The sequence below is a fragment of the Hansschlegelia zhihuaiae genome (assembly GCF_004103825.1).
GTDB classification, from domain to species: Bacteria; Pseudomonadota; Alphaproteobacteria; order Rhizobiales; family Methylopilaceae; genus Methylopila; species Methylopila zhihuaiae.
The window spans coordinates 114,435-128,589 of the sequence record NZ_RYFI01000014.1 but is presented as its reverse complement, the minus strand read 5'-3'; the positions used below and the strand labels follow the sequence as shown (position 1 = coordinate 128,589).

Genomic DNA, 14,155 nt, shown 5'->3' with positions numbered 1-14,155 from the left:
GGAGGCGGCCCCGCTCCGCCTGCGTCGTGGCGTTGCGGATCGCCTCCGCGGCGGCCGGATTGTAGGCCGCGAGCTTCTCGTAGAGATCGCCCTGCCCGGCCGCCGCCTGGCCGGCGTTGACCGCGAAGCGCTCCAGCGCGGCGTTGAGCTGCTCGGTGCTGACGCCGGCCGTGAGAGCCGCAGCGGCGACGCCCTGATAGGCGTCGGTGGACAGACCGGCGTTGGCGGCGTCGTCGACGACGTTCGAGAAGGTCTCGATCGCCTCGCGCGCCTGTCCGATCCCCGCCACGATCGCCGCGGCCCCGGCGGCGACGCCGACGCCGGCGGCGATCCCCGCCGGTCCAAGTCCCCGCAACAAAGTCAGCCCCGGCCCGAGCGCGCCCGACGCCGTCGCCATACCCTCGACGCTCGACCTCACCTCCTGCACGGCGGCCGAGAGCGCGAGCGCCCCCTGCGTGGGCGCGCGGGACGCGTCGTCGAGCGCGCGGAGCGCCCTCTGGCCCTCCTCGCCGACCTCGCGGAGCGCACGGCGCACGACCTCGCCGTCCTTGACCGCGAGGCGGATCGAGACCGTGCCGCCCGTGCGCTCAGCCATGCGAGGTCTCCCGGCGTTCGGACAGCGCCCTCAGCGTCGCGGCCTCGCCGCGCTCGAGGCAGTGGCCGAGCGCGGCGGGATCGCAGGAGGGCGAGGCGGCGATCGCCGCGCCATAGTCGAGCCCCGTGACGCGGCCCTCGAGGCCGGCGCGGCGCCACATGCCCGGCAATGTCAGGATGTCGGCTGCGCGGCGGCCTTCCGTCGTCACTGGCGCGAACTCGCGCTCGGGGCATCGCCGGCCGTCCGAAGACCGTCCGAGGACGGCGCAGGGCTCGCCTTCGTCGCGGCAGGCGCGGCAGTAGGAGAGGCCGTCCCGCGCCCGCCAGTCGGCGAGACGGCCGATCCTTCCCCCTCGTCGAAGACCTCATGGACGCGCCGCAGCGCCGCCCGCACGATCCGGCCGGAGACCGCCGGGTCGGCCATCAGGAGCTTGACGGTCTCGGGCGTCGGCTCGGCGAGGGCGACACCCTCCTGGTCGCCGATCCCGCCCCAGGCGACGACGCAGGCGGCCCCGATCTCGAGATGGAACGCCCAATCGCGGATCGCGGCGTGCGCGGTCCTGCCCGACACCGAGTCGGGCAGAGCGAGCCCCAGCGTCTCGAGGGCGAGCCCGCCCTCCTCGATCGCCTGCGCGACAGCCGCGCCGTGCGCGACGGCGGCGTGATAGTCCGCGAGCGACGCGCAGCGGACCTCGACCCATGCGTTTCCGTCGAGATCGAGCCGCTCGGGCGTCCGCCCGACCGACGTCCGGAGGCGCAGCATCAGGCGTAGGCCGTCACGGCGTTGACCAGCGTCGCGGTCAGCATCGGGGCGGCGGCGGTCTGCTGGCCGCGGAAGTTGAAATGCTGCTGCAGCTTGCCCGGCCCTTCGATCTGCAGGCCGGCGCGCTCCAGCCGCATCAGTCCCGACAGCGCGAGCGACAGGCCGGCGCCCGCCGAATAGCGCACCGTCATGGCGAGGTCGGTCTCGGCGCGGGCCTGGCTCTCGAGGTCCGCGTTCAGCCATCGGACCGTCATGGAGCCGGTCCATGACGCTTCGCGATCGCCCGGCGCCCAGCCCGAGACCGCGTCGGAATTGTCGACATAACGCTCCTCGGCGAGCGCCGTGTCGTAGGTGCCGTCGAAGCTGATCAGCGAGGCGACGGGCGTCCCGTCGAGCAGCAGCTCGCCGCGGGCGGCTGGAAACGGCGCGGCCGCGAGCGCCGCTTCCCGGGCGATCTCATTCGTGGCGATGTCGGCGCCCGTGAAGACCGCGTCGTCGCGGCCCCCGACCTCCATGGTGACGCGCCGGAAGCCCGCCGCCTGGCCGAGCTGGAAGCGCTGGGTGCGGCCGACGATTCCGAGATGGTGCGACAGACGTCCCGTCAGCTTCTGCTGGATGGTCTTGGAGGGCAGGACGAGCTTGCCGGAGGTGAAGACGTGGGTCTTGGTCGTGGTTCCGGACACGGAGGCCGCGCCGAAGAACAGATGCAGCCAATGGCCGATATGGTTGAAGTCGAGCGGGACCTCGATCGAGCCGTTGGCGGCGACGAGGCCGGGAGCGGGGGCCGTGGCGTCGCGGCCGTTGTTCGCGCCGCCGCCGAGGATCGGGTCGTTCTCCAGCGGCTTCTGGCTCGAGATCCTCGACGTGTAGACGCGGGTGCTGGCGATCGGGCCGTCGGGCGCGACGCCATAGTCGTCCTCGGTCCCGAGCCCGAGCTCGAGCGTCTTGCCGATCGGCGTGTCAAGCGTCGACATGGGTCATGTCCTCACGGGTTCGGATGGGTCAGAACGGGCGCGGGCTGCGCGCCAGCATGCGGATCGTGACGAGCGCGGCCTTCGATCCCTCCGCGCCCTCGATCGCGAGATCGACGGGATCGAGCCGCTCGATCTCCGCGTCTGTCACGGCGCCGTCGAGCGCGCGGTCCGCGTCGAGCGCGTCGTCGATCGCGATCAGGACCTCGTCGAAGGTCGCGTCGCGGCGCGCATCGTCGGCGTCCGCCACCACGAGCTCGATCTGGGCGCGGATCATCAGCTCGTAGCTGCGGGGCGACAGCAGTTCGACGTCGATCTCGACGCCGGCGTCGCGCAGCGTCGCGAAGATCTCGCCGCCGGCGGGCAGCGCCTTCATGTCGCTCAGCGCCGAGACATTGCGGCGGAAATCGTCGACGCCGAACGGGACGAAGGCCGGCGCCAGCACGGCCGCGAGCGCCGCATAGGCGGCCTCGGAGATCGACGCCATCAGCTCCGCTCCTCGTTCGCAAGGGCCTGGGCGAGCGAGCGCGCCGCGATGTCGGGCCACTCGGCCTCGAGCGCGCGGGCGACGCCCGCGATGTCGAGGCGCTTCCGGAGCGTCGTGAACTTCACCAGCACGAACATCACCAGCCGGTCGACCTTCCGGGGGGCGCGCTTCAGCCCCAGGACCGAGCGCGCCCGCCCGGTCTTTGCGCTGCGGCGGGCGTTCACGACCGCGAGGAAGGTCCCGCGGCTGAGCAGAGATGGCACATAGTCGAAGTCGCCGAAGCGCTCCTCGACGGCGCCGGGCGACATCCGCCCGCGGCCGCTGCGCGGCACGTTCTCGGTCGGTATCCAGAGGAACTTCTGGCCTCCGACGGGACGGATCACGGCGCCGCTCTCGAAGGCCGAGATGATGCGCGGCGCCTTGGAGAAGATGAACGCCGCCGGCGACAGCGTGCGGATTCCGGGCCGCGGATAGACCACGCCGCGCACGCTGTTGGCGAGGCGCTGGCCAAGGCCTGCGCCCGTGACGTCGGCGCGAAAGCGGTCGCGGCCGACGCCAGCCGCGATCCCCGCCGCGCCGTAGAGCCCGCGCTCCGCGACCGCGAGCTTGCCCTCATAGAACTGCTTCAGGTTCCCGCCGCCGTCCAGGAACCAGTCGAGCCGCAGGCCGACCATCTCAGGCGGCCTCGACGACGCAGGTCCAGATCCGCCGCAGCGAATCCTTCCTCTGGGGATCGCCGAGCACCCGCCAGCTTCCGGCGGGGGCGCCGGCGTCGTCGAGCAGCGTGAAGACGCCGCCCTTGACCGGCTGGGGCACGTCGAAGCCGCGGACGTCGAGCCGCATGGTGCGCGTCGTCACGCGCGACTGGCCGACGTCGAGATCCTCGTCGGGCGAGACCACGACGACCTTGCACGGGACGCCGCCGGAGGCGCTCGGCGCCCGGTACTCCGCCGGCGCCGCGATCGCCCAGAAGGCGGCGTCGACGGCCTTGTCGGCGAGGTCCTGGCGCATGGCGGCTCCTTCAAACGCGATGGGCCGCCCGAAGGCGGCCCGTCGCGAGACGTCCGACGTCTTAGGGTCAGCTCGTGGTGAGCTCGACCAGCGTTTCGATGCGGCGGGGGATCGCCAGCGGGTTTGATTGCGTCATGAGCTCGACGCCCGCGCCATGGTCGAGGATCTTGGGCGAGATCAGCACCTCGATCCCCGGAATGTTGATGTAGCGGACGTCGTTCGGCGGCGCGTCATAGGTCGCGAAGGCCGACTGGGTACCGACCGGATAGGCGTGGCCCTTGTTCGCGGCCACGAAGGGCTCGGAGGTGAGCTCGCCGATCGCGTTCTTGAGCGGCGCCGTGCCGCGATACTCGCGGAACATGATGGTCTGGAGCTCGAAGACCCGCCCCCACTGACCGCCGAGATTCTGGCGTTCGGTGCTGGCGAGCTGGCCGGCGTTCTGAGTCTGGAGCCAGTATTTCTCGACGTTCGGGTGGCCGACGAGCTTTCCGAAGAAACTCGGACTCACGATCGCCTCGACGCCCGACGAGGTCTCGCCCAGCAGATTGTCCTGCACATGGGCCAGCACCTCCTCGCACTTCGCGTTGACGTCGGTCGCGGTGTTGTTCAGCGCGAAATCCACCACCTTCTTCGTGATGTCGAAGGTCGCGAACAGATCGTAGAGCGTCCGGCCCGCGCCGTCCTTGATCAGGCCCTTGAGCGCGCCCATGCGGACATATTCGCGGGTGATGGCGTGCTTGCCGCGGATCGTCCTGAGCCTCTTCGCCATCTCGTCGTCCATGGTCCGCGGCCGGACGCCGGCGCGGCCGAGGACCGTGACCATGTTCTGCAGGTCCTTGGGCGTGATCAGGTCCATGTGAGGGAAGTGCGGGATCTCGAAATAGATCGCGCTGCCCGGCTCGCGGTCGGCGACCGTGGGCGGGCCGCCGCGCTCGACCGCGGGCAGGACGGTCAGCGTGTCGCCCTCGCGGCGGATCTCGACCAGCGTCGAGATGACGCCCTCGGTCGGGAACAGATTGAGGGCGTTCAGCAGGCCGTAGAGGTTCGGGACCCGGTTGACCTGCTCGGTCAGCTGGATCGAGGTATAGGGGAAGACGATCTCGTCCATTGGAGCCTCTCCTTCTCAGGACGTGGGAACGGCGCGGCCGGAGAGGTCCGGGGCGCGGGACGGCTAAGCCCGCGCGGTCCTTGAACCGCGCGGGTCGATCGGATGGGAGGCGGCGGGCGGCCTAGTAGCCGACGCGCACCAGGACGCCGAGATCCTTAAGCTGCTTCACGGCCTTCGCGATCTGGTCGTCGGTCGCGCCGGCGGGCCAGACGAGGCCCTGGCGGCGGACCACCGAGCCGCGCTTGGAGAACACGACGCCGTCGACATTGTCCTCGCCGTCGAGCGCGACGGTCTTGATCAGGCTGACCCCGCAGGCGTTCTGGCGGCCGTCGGTCGCCGAGAAGTCGATCGCGGTGAGCTTCTCGGACGGGGCCTCCTTGTCGACCGTGATCGTGAAAAGGTCTCCCGCGACGAAGTCGGTCGCGCCATCCGCGATCGTGAAGCGCACCTGCTTGGCGTAGGCCACGCCGACCTTGGCGGTCCCGATCGTCACGCCGTCCGGATCCTCGACCGAGAACGTCCCGCCATTGGTGGCGGGCTCGGTGCAGGTCACCACATAGACGCCGGTCTTGGCCGTCGATGTGGTGGCGGGCGTCGCCATGGTCAGCACGCCATTGCCGGTGTTGCCGGCGTCGGCCGCGACGGTCGCGGTCGCGGCGCCGTCGCCGGTGATCGCGCCGAGGACGGTTCCGATCTCGACCTCGCGGTCGCTTCCTGACCCGGCCAGCAGAGTGCCGGTCTCCCGGCTCCAGACGGGATTGATCTCCCATTTGAGGACGTCGGTCTCGACCTTCGGAGCCGACGCGGTGTGCGTGCGCAGCATGGACTGCCTCCTGTTTCAGGCGCGGCGGCGCCGGTTAGGGTTTGATTGAGACGCCGCGCTCAGGCGCGGCGCTTCTGGGCCTCGTTCATGCGGTCGATCGCGGCGCCAAGGCCGGCGCCGGGCTTGTCCGGCTCGCTCGACGGGTTGAGTCCCTTGTCGCGGTCGGCCATCGCCTCGCCGAGGCGCGAGGCCTTCGGCGCTTCGGCCAGCATCTCCTTGGCGTCCTGGACCGAGAGCGCGCCCTTGCCGGCCTTTTCGGCGAGCTTGCGGGCGAGCTTCTCGCGACCCTTGGCCTCGGGCAGGTCGAGGACCGCCATGGCGGCGCTGAGACAGTCGGGCTTCGCAGCGGGCTTGCCGGAGGATCCGGCCGCCGGCGCATCGGCGTCGGACGCCTCCTCGTCGTCGCCCTCGTCGTCATCCTCTTCCTCGAGGATCGCCTTGATGCGGCTCAGCTTGTCGTCCGCAGCGGCCTTCTCTTCCTCGTCGCCGCCCTCGGATTGCGTCTCGAGCGCGGCGATCATGGCGGCGTCGATCTTCGCCATGTGTATCTCCTTCGATGACCGGGACGCCGCGCGCGAAGCCCCTGCCGCAGCGGGCGTCCCGGTTCCGTCGGGAGGCGACAGGGATTGGATCAGGGCGGCGGCCGCCGCCCGCTCGGTCATGATCTCGTCGACCAGGCCGTGCGCCCTGGCGGAGAGCGCCGGGTCGCTGTGATCGGCCAGAAAGTAGCGGGCGTCGAGCGCCTTGACGGCGTCGGCCGAGACGCCGCGGCCGCGCTCGACGACGCCCGAGAACCGGCGCGCGAGCTCGTCGACGTCGGCCTGCCAATGCGCGCGGGTCGCGTCGTCGAGCGGCTTCCATGGCGCGCCCATGGTCTTGCCGGGCGAGGACTCGAGCGCCTCGACCTTCAGCCCCCAGTCCTTGAGCATCTCGCTCTCGTCGACATGGACGATGACGACGCCGATCGAGCCGATCTCGGCCTCGCGGCCGGCGAGCACGCGGTCGCAGGACGCCGCGGGGCCGTAGGCGGCCGAGCAGGCGAGGCTCGCGGCATGAGCCCAGATCGGCTTGCCGCCATTGCGCGCCGAGCCCTCATAGATCTCGTCGCAGAGGTCGAAATTCTCGGCCACGAGCCCGCCGGGCGAGTCGACACGCAGCAAAATTCCTGCGACGCGATCATCGGCGCGGGCGGCGCGGATCGCGGCGCCGATCTGGCGATAGCCGCCGTTCCATTCGTCGGTCCACCAGTCGTAATAGCCCTTTGGGGTCAGCACGCCGCATACGTCGATGACGGCGATCGGCCCTATGAGCGCGAAGCCCGCGCCGAATTCGACCTCGGCGGCCCAGTCGACCAGCGGACGGAAGGCCTCGGGCTTCGCCGGCGCCTCCTCCTGCGGAGCGAGGCCGACCGCGCCGGCGAGCGCCGAGATCAGCCCGCGGCGTCGCGGCCGCTCGCCAGACAGCAGCCGGGAGGCCTGGGCCCGCGCCGCGCGCGGCTCGAGCAGCAGCGCCCGTCCCGGCGTGCGCAGGGCGAGGTCGAGGTCGTTCATGAGAGCCGTCCCCTCAGGCGGTGAGGTGCTTCACGGCCCACATGACGGCCTCTTCCACCTTGGTTTTCGCGAGCGACACCTCTCGGCTGGAGCCAAGCAAAGCGATGCGATCATGGAAGGCGAGACCCATATCCTTGATCTCCTGCATCGCCCGCTTCTCCTCGTCCGAAAGCACCCGGTAAGCGTGGCGCATCACGTTGTTCACAGTCCGGTCGTCGGACATGCTCTGGACGGTCGTCATGGCTATTCCTTCAGCTCAGGCTGCTTCGCGTTGTTTGGAGTCGTCTTCGTCTTGGTCCGCGTCCGTGGTTTCCCGCGCGGGCGCCGAAGGCGCCGCGACCGTGTCGTCGGGCAGCGCGACGTTCGCGTCGCGGAACGCGGCCTCCTCCCGGGCGGCCTGCTGCAGGTTCAGCATCCAGTCGCCGCCCTGCTCGGCCGCCTCGCGCTCATAGGTCGAGATCCGGCCCCTGATGCGCAGGATGGCGGCCTGCGCCTCCTTCACAGGGTCGACATAGCCGCGGCCCGGACCGACCCATTCGGCCTGGGCGTAGGCCGCGGGCTCGTCGTAGAAGTCCGGCGCGCCCGCCGGCAGCTCGACCTCGCCGGTGTCGATCGCGTCCTCCAGCCATGCGGCGTAGAACGGATGCACGAAGCCCCAGACGATGACGGCGCGCAGCCGCTGGATCGTCCGCCAGGTCTCGTTCAGCGCGGCGCGGGCCGAAGAATAGTTCGTCGACGTCCAGTCCATCGACAGCTGCTCGTAGGAGATGCCGAGCGAGGCCGCGAAACCCTGCAGGAACGCCTTCTGGAACGCCGGATAGCCCGACACCTGCCGCGGCGTCGAATTGAGGTCGAGCCGGTCGGACGGGAACATCGTGACGAAGCGCGCCTCGTCCATCAGGCGGCGTTCGCCGTAGAAATCGGTGCGGGCGGCGTTGAACGCGCCCCAATCCTGCTGCCCGTCGGTCGAGCCGAGCGCCTCGGCGGCGTATTCCGACCCCATCTGGGTGTAGATCGCGCCGACGATCGAGCCGTTCAGCGCCGCGGCCTTGACCTCGGCCTCGGAATATTTTGCGAGCAGGCGCTGCTTGACGAGCGCCGCGGTCAGCCGCGACACGCCGCGGCGCTGCCCGGGGCGGCGCTTCTCGAAGAGATGCAGAACCTTGGGCCGCTCCCAGTCGCCCAGCCGCTCGAAGCGTTCGATCCGGGTCCAGGCCTGCGATTTTGCGCTCGCGAACCAGTCGGACGGATGCCCGTCGCGAAAATGATAGGCGACCGCCGCGCCATTGGCGTCGCATTCGACGCCCCCGCGGATCGTCTCGTCGTCCGGCGCCCCATGGGGGTTCGACAGGCGGTCGGCGTCGACCATCTGCAGCGCGGTCGCAAACGGCCATCCGGCCTTTGGAAGCCAGCGCAGCACCGCGCAGGCCTCTCCGGTCGCGACCAGCTCGCGCGCCGCGAGGCCGAACAGACCGACGACCGGCAAGGCGCGCTCAGCGTCCGCCCGGAACGTCGGGTCATTGGCGTATTTGCGCCATCTGGCCTCGATTCTCAGCGCGAGCGCGTCGGCCTCGGCCTGGCTGATCCCGAGCGAGGCGGCGTCGGGCTTCGCCGAAAGCCGGAACGTCGCCCCGACCGTCATATCGACCATGCGGTCGACCGCGGCCTGCGCCCAGCCGTCGTTCCGCACCAGGTCGCGGATGCGCGCGACCGAGAGATCCCGCTCGTAGAGCCATTCGGCGTCCGGCGACAGCAGAGGCGGGACCCATCCGGCGACCGCCTGGGCGCCGAGATCGGCCGACTGATGCGCGCTGCGGGAAGCGGCCGCCATCGGGCGCGACCCGGCCGCGACGCGAATGCGGGGCTTCGTCGCGCTCATCGCGATCCGAAGCCCGCATAGACCGGACGGACCGGCGAGGGACATCCCGTCAGCCGGGCGCGCTCGACGCGCAGCCGCGTCAGCTCCTGCTCGATCTCCGCCACGGTCGCGGCCGCGAATTCGGTCGCGACGCGGCTGTCATAGGAGACCTTCGAGACCATGACGCCGGTCAGCCGGGCGCGCTTCGCCGCCTCGAGCTCGGCGATCGCGGCGTCGAGTTCGGCGAGCGTCATCGGGCGTCAGGCCGTCTCGGTCTCGGCGGAGGCGTCGTCGGCTTTCGTGTCGGCTGCGCCGGCGCGTCGGACCAGGCGCAGGCTGTCCGACGGGAACGACGCGGTCTGGGCCTGTCTGGCCCCGTCGGTCCATTCCGTTGCGACGAGACCCTGCCGGACCTCGCGGACCGTCATGTTCGGGCCGCCCGCCACAAGCTTGACCACGTCGCCCACCGCGGGCGCGTCGCTTTCCTCGATTTCGGCGGCGCCCTGCGCCCTGCGCTTCGACATGGTGGTCTCCTCTCTCAACGATTGAGGCTTGCGAGATCCGACAGGCCGGCGAAGACCGAGCCGCGCACACGCGTCGGACGCTCGGTCGGCGGCGGAGCCGTCTCGTCGACGGGCCCGGCGGCATGGTCGGCCGATGGGTCGGTCGCCACGATCTCGCGCGTCGCTTCCGCGGCGTCGCCGAACATGCTGGTCTGGACAGGGGCCTTGAGCCTTGCGAGGTCCGACGCCCGCGCGGCCCAGCGCTCGTCGCTCCAGTTCCAGAGCCCGAGGAAATGCGTGCCCGCAAGGTTGTAGGTGCGGCAGTCGAGGAAGTGGTTCTCGCCGTGGCGCTTCCAGCGCCGCCGGGGCTCGCCGTTGATGGTCTCGACCACGACGCTTTCGGCGACGAGCTGCCGGAAATAGTCCTCTCCGAGATCGGCTGGGAAGTGGCAATAGCCCTTCGGGACCGCCTGGCCGGCCTCGGCCTCCTTCAGGCCGCGCGAGAGATAGATCATGATCGCGGACTTCAGCGACCAGCCGCCCACGACCCAGACCTTGACGCCGTGGCGCTTGGCCTTGCCGGCCGAGAGACCCGACTTCTGGACCTCGGCGCTTTCGGCGCGCGCGATCGCCGGCTTGTTCCAGCCGTCGACGCCCTTGACCGCGACGGCGTTCGGGCGGCGCTTGACGAAACCGTAGACGGCTTCGGCGTTGTAGCCGGAATCGATCAGCACCAGGTCCGGCTCGACCCTCGCGCCGGTCGCGAGCGACACGCCGCGGTCGAGCAGCGCAGCGAGCTTCGGCCAGGCCCCCTCGCCCGGCGCGTCGGTCTCGCCCGGCAGCAGCTGCGCGTCGATCGTCCAGCTTTCGCGGTTCGGCCCCCAGCCGACGGTCTCGACATAGATGCCGTAGCCCTGCACGTCGCAGGCGACGGTGAAGACCAGCGGCCCGTGGGGCGCGCGGCGGATGCGGAAATCCGCCTCCTTGCGGGCCGCCAGCGTCTCCCAGCCGACGACGTCGTCCTTGGCGTCATAGGCGCGGCCGAGATCGACATTCTCGAAGACCTGCCGGGCGACGGGATCGGAGCCGGCCGCGTCCTCCTTGGCCGCGAGACTGTCCCATGTGTCGAGATAGTTCATGACGCCGGTGATCGCCCAGCTCTTGACCGGCGACATCAGGGCCCTGGTGCGGGCGCGCCAGATCTCGAAATCCGCCGGCGTGAGGCTCTTGGCCGGGATCACGCCGTCGGCGTCCGGCGCCGTCGCGATCCATCCGCCGATCGCGTTCAGCGCGTCGCGGTCGCTCTGGCGGAGCTCGGCCGAGCAGCCGGGGCAGACGATGCGGCAGCGATAGGGCGGCTTCGCCTCCCGGACGACGTCCTCCCAGTCGAAGTCGGACCGCGTCAGGCAGTGCGGGCAGCCCATGTACCAGCGGCGGCGATCGCCGGCCTCGTATTTGCGCTCGATGCGCGAGAAGCGTTTCAGCGTCGGCGACGAGCAGGCGAACTCCTTCGACAGGCCGAAGCGCTTGTAGGTCTTGATGCGGCCGTCGGCGAGCCGGTCGGGGTCGCCTTCGGAGCGCCCGCCCTTGGCGACGACCTCTTCGGGCCAGGCGTCGATGTCGTCCTTGAACATGTAGCGGATCGAATGCTGCCGGAGCGTCGCGCCGGAATTCGCGCCGGCGAGCAGGATGAAGCCGCCGGCGAACACGACGCGGTTGCCCTTGGTGCCCGAGCCGTCGCGCGACTTCTGGGCGCGGACGACGCCGCCCTTTTCGGGCGCGAGGACCGCGCAGTCGCGGATCATCGGGTCGAACTTCTCGGTCTTCCAGTCCTTCGCGGCGTTGATGGTCGCCTGGACGTACATCGCGGGACCGGGCTCGCGGTGCATCATGTGGCCGAACCAGTTCTCGCCGGCGGCCGAGCCCGCAGACTGGGCGGGCTTCATCAGCGCGCCGGTGTGGCACGGGTCCTCGGGGCCGAGCGCGTCCATGATGTCGATGAGATACGGCATCGCGTCATGGGTCCACTTGCCGGGCTGGCTCGACGCCTCGGGCGACAGCACGCGGTGCCTGAGCGCCCAGTCCGACACCGCGATCGGCGCGTCGGGCCGGATCGCGCGGGCGCCTGCGCGGCAGAGATCGGCGATCTGCTCGAGTCGCGGGTCAATGGCCTCAAGCATCGAGGGCCTCGGTTTCGTCGTCGGCAGCGGGCGCGTCTTCGGCTTCGAGCGCCTCGGCGAGATCGTCGATGTCCTGCGCCGCGGCGGTCAGGGCGCGGCGGTTCTCCTCGTCGATCAGGGCGCGGACGGCGCGAGGGTCGTTCAGCTCCGCGGCGCGCTCGGCGATCCGGGCGCCGGCCCCCATGACGCGGGCGCGGATCGCTTTCAGCATCTCGGTCTGCGCGCGCTCGGCCGCAGGCCGACTGATCAGCGCGCCGATTCGCTCCTCATAGTTCAGCCGCTCGTTCTTGGCGGCCCAGTGTTCGCGCTCGATCCGGCTCTGGCGGCCGAATCGCTGCGCCTCGTCGGGGACCAGGCTCGGGGCCGGCGTCTGCCGGTCCCGCTCGGCGAGCGGAGAGGCCGGCGTAGGAGCCTGGCGCTTCAGGGGGTTCTGCTCGATCCCGCGGCGGGCGTCGGTCGCCGCGACGTCGACCAGGAAGCGGCCCGGACGTTCCGGATCCTCGACCCTCACCAGCGGCCATTTCGACGCGGCCTGCTTCGAGACGCCCCGCAGACGCGCGTATTCGGCCGCGGTGACGAGCCCCTTCTGGCCGTCAACCTGCCGCGTCATCCGCGTCACCCAAGTGAGGTCAACCCGGTCAACGATGTCGGCCGGACCAAAACCTAGAAAACCAAAGCGCTAAAGCTTGCCGCATTGGTGTGGAGGCGGGGGAAGGACCCGCTCGGCGCGGCTGCGGATGACCGCCGTTCACGAAAACGCCCGCCTCGGAGGTCCGGGGCGGGCGCACAACGCGATTTGATCGAAAAGAGGCCCTATTCTGTCCCCGCCGTCAAGCGGCCTGCAGGGCGCGCCTGTGAACATCGTGGCGCGCCTCGTACTGGACGAGCAGCGCCGCGTCCGCCCATCTCGCCATGACGGCGTATTTCAGCAGCGCCCAGCACAGCGCATGGCGCGCCGAGCCGTTGCGCATCCCCTTGTCGATCTCAACGTCGCGCAGCGTCCGGCCGTCCACCACCACGTCGATGACGATCTCGAGCATCGGCCAGTCGCCGGCCTTGCGCAGCCGCGCCATCTCGTCGGCCCATGGCCGGTAGCGCGAAGCGTGCGCCATCGCGACCTCGTCCGACATCGGACCGGTCCCGCCCCGTCCGCCCCTCGGCTCGATCGCCTGAGCCCGCACCACCACCGCGCCGCAGACCGCGAGATAGACGCGCTCGATCTCCAGCGCCGCTTGCGCCATCTCTCCGGTGACGACCCGCTCGTCGCAAAGCCGCTCGAAGCTCGTCTTGCGGTGCTGCCGCCGGGTGTGCGGCGTGCCGCGGTCGACGCCTGAGAGCTTCGGTTCGAGCTCGCGCCTCAGCTTCTTGGCCTGCCGATCATAGGCCCGGTCCCGCTCGGCGCGTGCGGCCCGACTCGCCTCGGCCGTCTCGCACACCGCCGCCGCCTGCCGCTCGACCAGGGCGCGGGCGTCCTCCCGGCGACGCTTCCGCGCCTCGGCGAGCCGGCCTTCGATGCGCCGCCGCTCCGCCCTCGCCTCGCGCGCGGCCTTGCGTTCCGCCTTGGCTTCCTTGCCGTACCAGCCCTTGGGCTTCTTCGCCTTCACCATCGCCCGTCTCCCGTCTCCCGCTCACCCCGCCAGCCGCTCGTCGTCGTCCGCATCTCGCGCCCAGGGCGGGTCGTGCGCGGGCAGGAACACAGCGAAAGGCTTGCCCGCGAACTTCATGTCGAGGTCGAGGCCGCGCTCCCGGAACCAGTCCGCCCAGCGCTTGGCGTGCGGGTTGTCGGTCATGATCGGCGACAGCGTCTCGGCGACGCGCTCGACAGCATCGCGGTCCGACGGCTTGTACCCGACCCGCGTTTCGGAGAGCCTCAGGATCTTGCGTCGATCGAAGGTCGGCAGGTCGCTTTCGGCGACCAGCACAAACGCCGCCCACCAGAGTTTCGTCCATGGGTCGAGATAGGCGCCGGCGAACGGCGTCGCGGCGCTCGGCCCCTCCCGCCGCGCCAGCCCCTCCCAGCGCTTCTGCCCGAGATAGGTCGCCGCCGCCGGCGGATGGCTGCGCTTGTGCGCCTTCAGCTCGGCGAGGAAGGCCGGCGCGCGTTTCCGCGCCTGCGTCCGCTCGCCCTTGGTCAGCCGGCCCCAGGCCGCGGCCGTCCGGTCCGGGTCGTCGACGGTCGCGGTCGGCCAGATCGCCAGAAAGGCGTCGAGCGGCTCGCCGTCCTCGTCGAGCCCGTCGTCTTCCTCCCGCTTGCGCGCCTCTCTCTCTCCTTCTCGTTCAGAAGAAGTCGTTCTTATGGGTGCCGAT

17 protein-coding genes and 1 pseudogene are annotated in these 14,155 nt (G+C 70.7%); all 18 read right to left on the bottom strand.

Translation table 11 applies throughout. The features are described from left to right. Nucleotides 1-595, bottom strand: a 595-nt coding sequence (locus tag EK403_RS22425; protein WP_428979614.1) for a hypothetical protein, incomplete at its 3' end; no start/stop codon positions are given. After that, complete coding sequence (locus tag EK403_RS15045; RefSeq protein WP_128778290.1) at nt 588-803, bottom strand: hypothetical protein; 216 nt, start codon at nt 801-803, stop codon at nt 588-590. The genes EK403_RS15045 and EK403_RS22425, both read right to left, overlap by 8 nt. Continuing rightward, complete coding sequence (locus EK403_RS15040; RefSeq protein WP_128778289.1) at nt 800-1,357, bottom strand: hypothetical protein; 558 nt, start codon at nt 1,355-1,357, stop codon at nt 800-802. The genes EK403_RS15045 and EK403_RS15040 overlap by 4 nt, the downstream gene beginning before the upstream one ends. After that, nucleotides 1,357-2,331, bottom strand: coding sequence for a phage tail tube protein (locus tag EK403_RS15035; RefSeq protein ID WP_128778288.1), 975 nt, complete (start codon nt 2,329-2,331; stop codon nt 1,357-1,359). Before EK403_RS15035 ends, EK403_RS15040 begins: the two co-directional genes overlap by 1 nt. A gap of 28 nt (nt 2,332-2,359) precedes the next feature. Then, a complete protein-coding gene (locus tag EK403_RS15030; protein ID WP_128778287.1) occupies nt 2,360-2,815 on the bottom strand; it encodes a hypothetical protein in 456 nt (151 codons plus the stop codon). After that, nucleotides 2,815-3,489 carry a DUF6441 family protein gene (locus EK403_RS15025; protein ID WP_128778286.1) on the bottom strand — a complete coding sequence of 225 codons (675 nt, stop codon included), beginning with the start codon at nt 3,487-3,489 and terminating at the stop codon, nt 2,815-2,817. The genes EK403_RS15030 and EK403_RS15025 overlap by 1 nt, the downstream gene beginning before the upstream one ends. Nucleotide 3,490: 1 nt before the next feature. After that, the gene (locus EK403_RS15020; RefSeq protein WP_128778285.1) at nt 3,491-3,826 is read right to left on the bottom strand and encodes a head-tail joining protein; all 336 of its coding nucleotides are present in this window, start codon (nt 3,824-3,826) and stop codon (nt 3,491-3,493) included. 67 nt (nt 3,827-3,893) lie between these two features. Beyond that, complete coding sequence (locus EK403_RS15015; protein ID WP_128778284.1) at nt 3,894-4,934, bottom strand: major capsid protein; 1,041 nt, start codon at nt 4,932-4,934, stop codon at nt 3,894-3,896. 121 nt (nt 4,935-5,055) lie between these two features. Beyond that, nucleotides 5,056-5,757 carry a head decoration protein gene (locus tag EK403_RS15010; RefSeq protein WP_128778283.1) on the bottom strand — a complete coding sequence of 234 codons (702 nt, stop codon included), beginning with the start codon at nt 5,755-5,757 and terminating at the stop codon, nt 5,056-5,058. Nucleotides 5,758-5,816: 59 nt separating this feature from the next. Continuing rightward, nucleotides 5,817-7,307, bottom strand: a complete 1,491-nt coding sequence (locus EK403_RS15005) for a S49 family peptidase (RefSeq protein ID WP_128778282.1) — start codon at nt 7,305-7,307, stop codon at nt 5,817-5,819. 13 nt (nt 7,308-7,320) lie between these two features. After that, nucleotides 7,321-7,548 carry an Acb2/Tad1 domain-containing protein gene (locus EK403_RS15000; protein WP_128778281.1) on the bottom strand — a complete coding sequence of 76 codons (228 nt, stop codon included), beginning with the start codon at nt 7,546-7,548 and terminating at the stop codon, nt 7,321-7,323. 15 nt (nt 7,549-7,563) lie between these two features. Beyond that, on the bottom strand, nt 7,564-9,186 hold the full coding sequence (locus EK403_RS14995) for a phage portal protein (protein ID WP_206659555.1): 1,623 nt from the start codon (nt 9,184-9,186) through the stop codon (nt 7,564-7,566). Continuing rightward, on the bottom strand, nt 9,183-9,419 hold the full coding sequence (locus EK403_RS14990; protein ID WP_128778279.1) for a hypothetical protein: 237 nt from the start codon (nt 9,417-9,419) through the stop codon (nt 9,183-9,185). The genes EK403_RS14995 and EK403_RS14990 overlap by 4 nt, the downstream gene beginning before the upstream one ends. A 6-nt stretch (nt 9,420-9,425) precedes the next feature. Further along, nucleotides 9,426-9,689 carry a DUF2158 domain-containing protein gene (locus EK403_RS14985; RefSeq protein ID WP_128778278.1) on the bottom strand — a complete coding sequence of 88 codons (264 nt, stop codon included), beginning with the start codon at nt 9,687-9,689 and terminating at the stop codon, nt 9,426-9,428. 14 nt (nt 9,690-9,703) lie between these two features. Beyond that, on the bottom strand, nt 9,704-11,848 hold the full coding sequence (locus EK403_RS14980; protein ID WP_128778277.1) for a phage terminase large subunit family protein: 2,145 nt from the start codon (nt 11,846-11,848) through the stop codon (nt 9,704-9,706). Beyond that, nucleotides 11,841-12,458: a hypothetical protein gene (locus EK403_RS14975; protein ID WP_128778276.1), complete on the bottom strand. Its 618-nt coding sequence runs from the start codon at nt 12,456-12,458 to the stop codon at nt 11,841-11,843. The genes EK403_RS14980 and EK403_RS14975 overlap by 8 nt, the downstream gene beginning before the upstream one ends. Nucleotides 12,459-12,678: 220 nt before the next feature. Beyond that, the gene (locus EK403_RS14970; RefSeq protein ID WP_128778275.1) at nt 12,679-13,455 is read right to left on the bottom strand and encodes a hypothetical protein; all 777 of its coding nucleotides are present in this window, start codon (nt 13,453-13,455) and stop codon (nt 12,679-12,681) included. A gap of 21 nt (nt 13,456-13,476) precedes the next feature. Then, a pseudogene (locus EK403_RS22420) lies at nt 13,477-14,155 on the bottom strand (hypothetical protein); the annotation flags it as partial.

Bases quoted from the DNA above. Each gene is read 5' to 3' on its own strand.
- EK403_RS15040 (WP_128778289.1), bottom strand. From the start codon at position 1,357: ATGCTGCGCCTCCGGACGTCGGTCGGGCGGACGCCCGAGCGGCTCGAT.
- EK403_RS15035 (WP_128778288.1), bottom strand. From the start codon at position 2,331: ATGTCGACGCTTGACACGCCGATCGGCAAGACGCTCGAGCTCGGGCTC.
- EK403_RS15030 (WP_128778287.1), bottom strand. From the start codon at position 2,815: ATGGCGTCGATCTCCGAGGCCGCCTATGCGGCGCTCGCGGCCGTGCTG.
- EK403_RS15025 (WP_128778286.1), bottom strand. From the start codon at position 3,489: ATGGTCGGCCTGCGGCTCGACTGGTTCCTGGACGGCGGCGGGAACCTG.
- EK403_RS15020 (WP_128778285.1), bottom strand. From the start codon at position 3,826: ATGCGCCAGGACCTCGCCGACAAGGCCGTCGACGCCGCCTTCTGGGCG.
- EK403_RS15015 (WP_128778284.1), bottom strand. From the start codon at position 4,934: ATGGACGAGATCGTCTTCCCCTATACCTCGATCCAGCTGACCGAGCAG.
- EK403_RS15010 (WP_128778283.1), bottom strand. From the start codon at position 5,757: ATGCTGCGCACGCACACCGCGTCGGCTCCGAAGGTCGAGACCGACGTC.
- EK403_RS15005 (WP_128778282.1), bottom strand. From the start codon at position 7,307: ATGAACGACCTCGACCTCGCCCTGCGCACGCCGGGACGGGCGCTGCTG.
- EK403_RS15000 (WP_128778281.1), bottom strand. From the start codon at position 7,548: ATGACGACCGTCCAGAGCATGTCCGACGACCGGACTGTGAACAACGTG.
- EK403_RS14995 (WP_206659555.1), bottom strand. From the start codon at position 9,186: ATGAGCGCGACGAAGCCCCGCATTCGCGTCGCGGCCGGGTCGCGCCCG.
- EK403_RS14990 (WP_128778279.1), bottom strand. From the start codon at position 9,419: ATGACGCTCGCCGAACTCGACGCCGCGATCGCCGAGCTCGAGGCGGCG.
- EK403_RS14985 (WP_128778278.1), bottom strand. From the start codon at position 9,689: ATGTCGAAGCGCAGGGCGCAGGGCGCCGCCGAAATCGAGGAAAGCGAC.
- EK403_RS14980 (WP_128778277.1), bottom strand. From the start codon at position 11,848: ATGCTTGAGGCCATTGACCCGCGACTCGAGCAGATCGCCGATCTCTGC.
- EK403_RS14975 (WP_128778276.1), bottom strand. From the start codon at position 12,458: ATGACGCGGCAGGTTGACGGCCAGAAGGGGCTCGTCACCGCGGCCGAA.
- EK403_RS14970 (WP_128778275.1), bottom strand. From the start codon at position 13,455: ATGGTGAAGGCGAAGAAGCCCAAGGGCTGGTACGGCAAGGAAGCCAAG.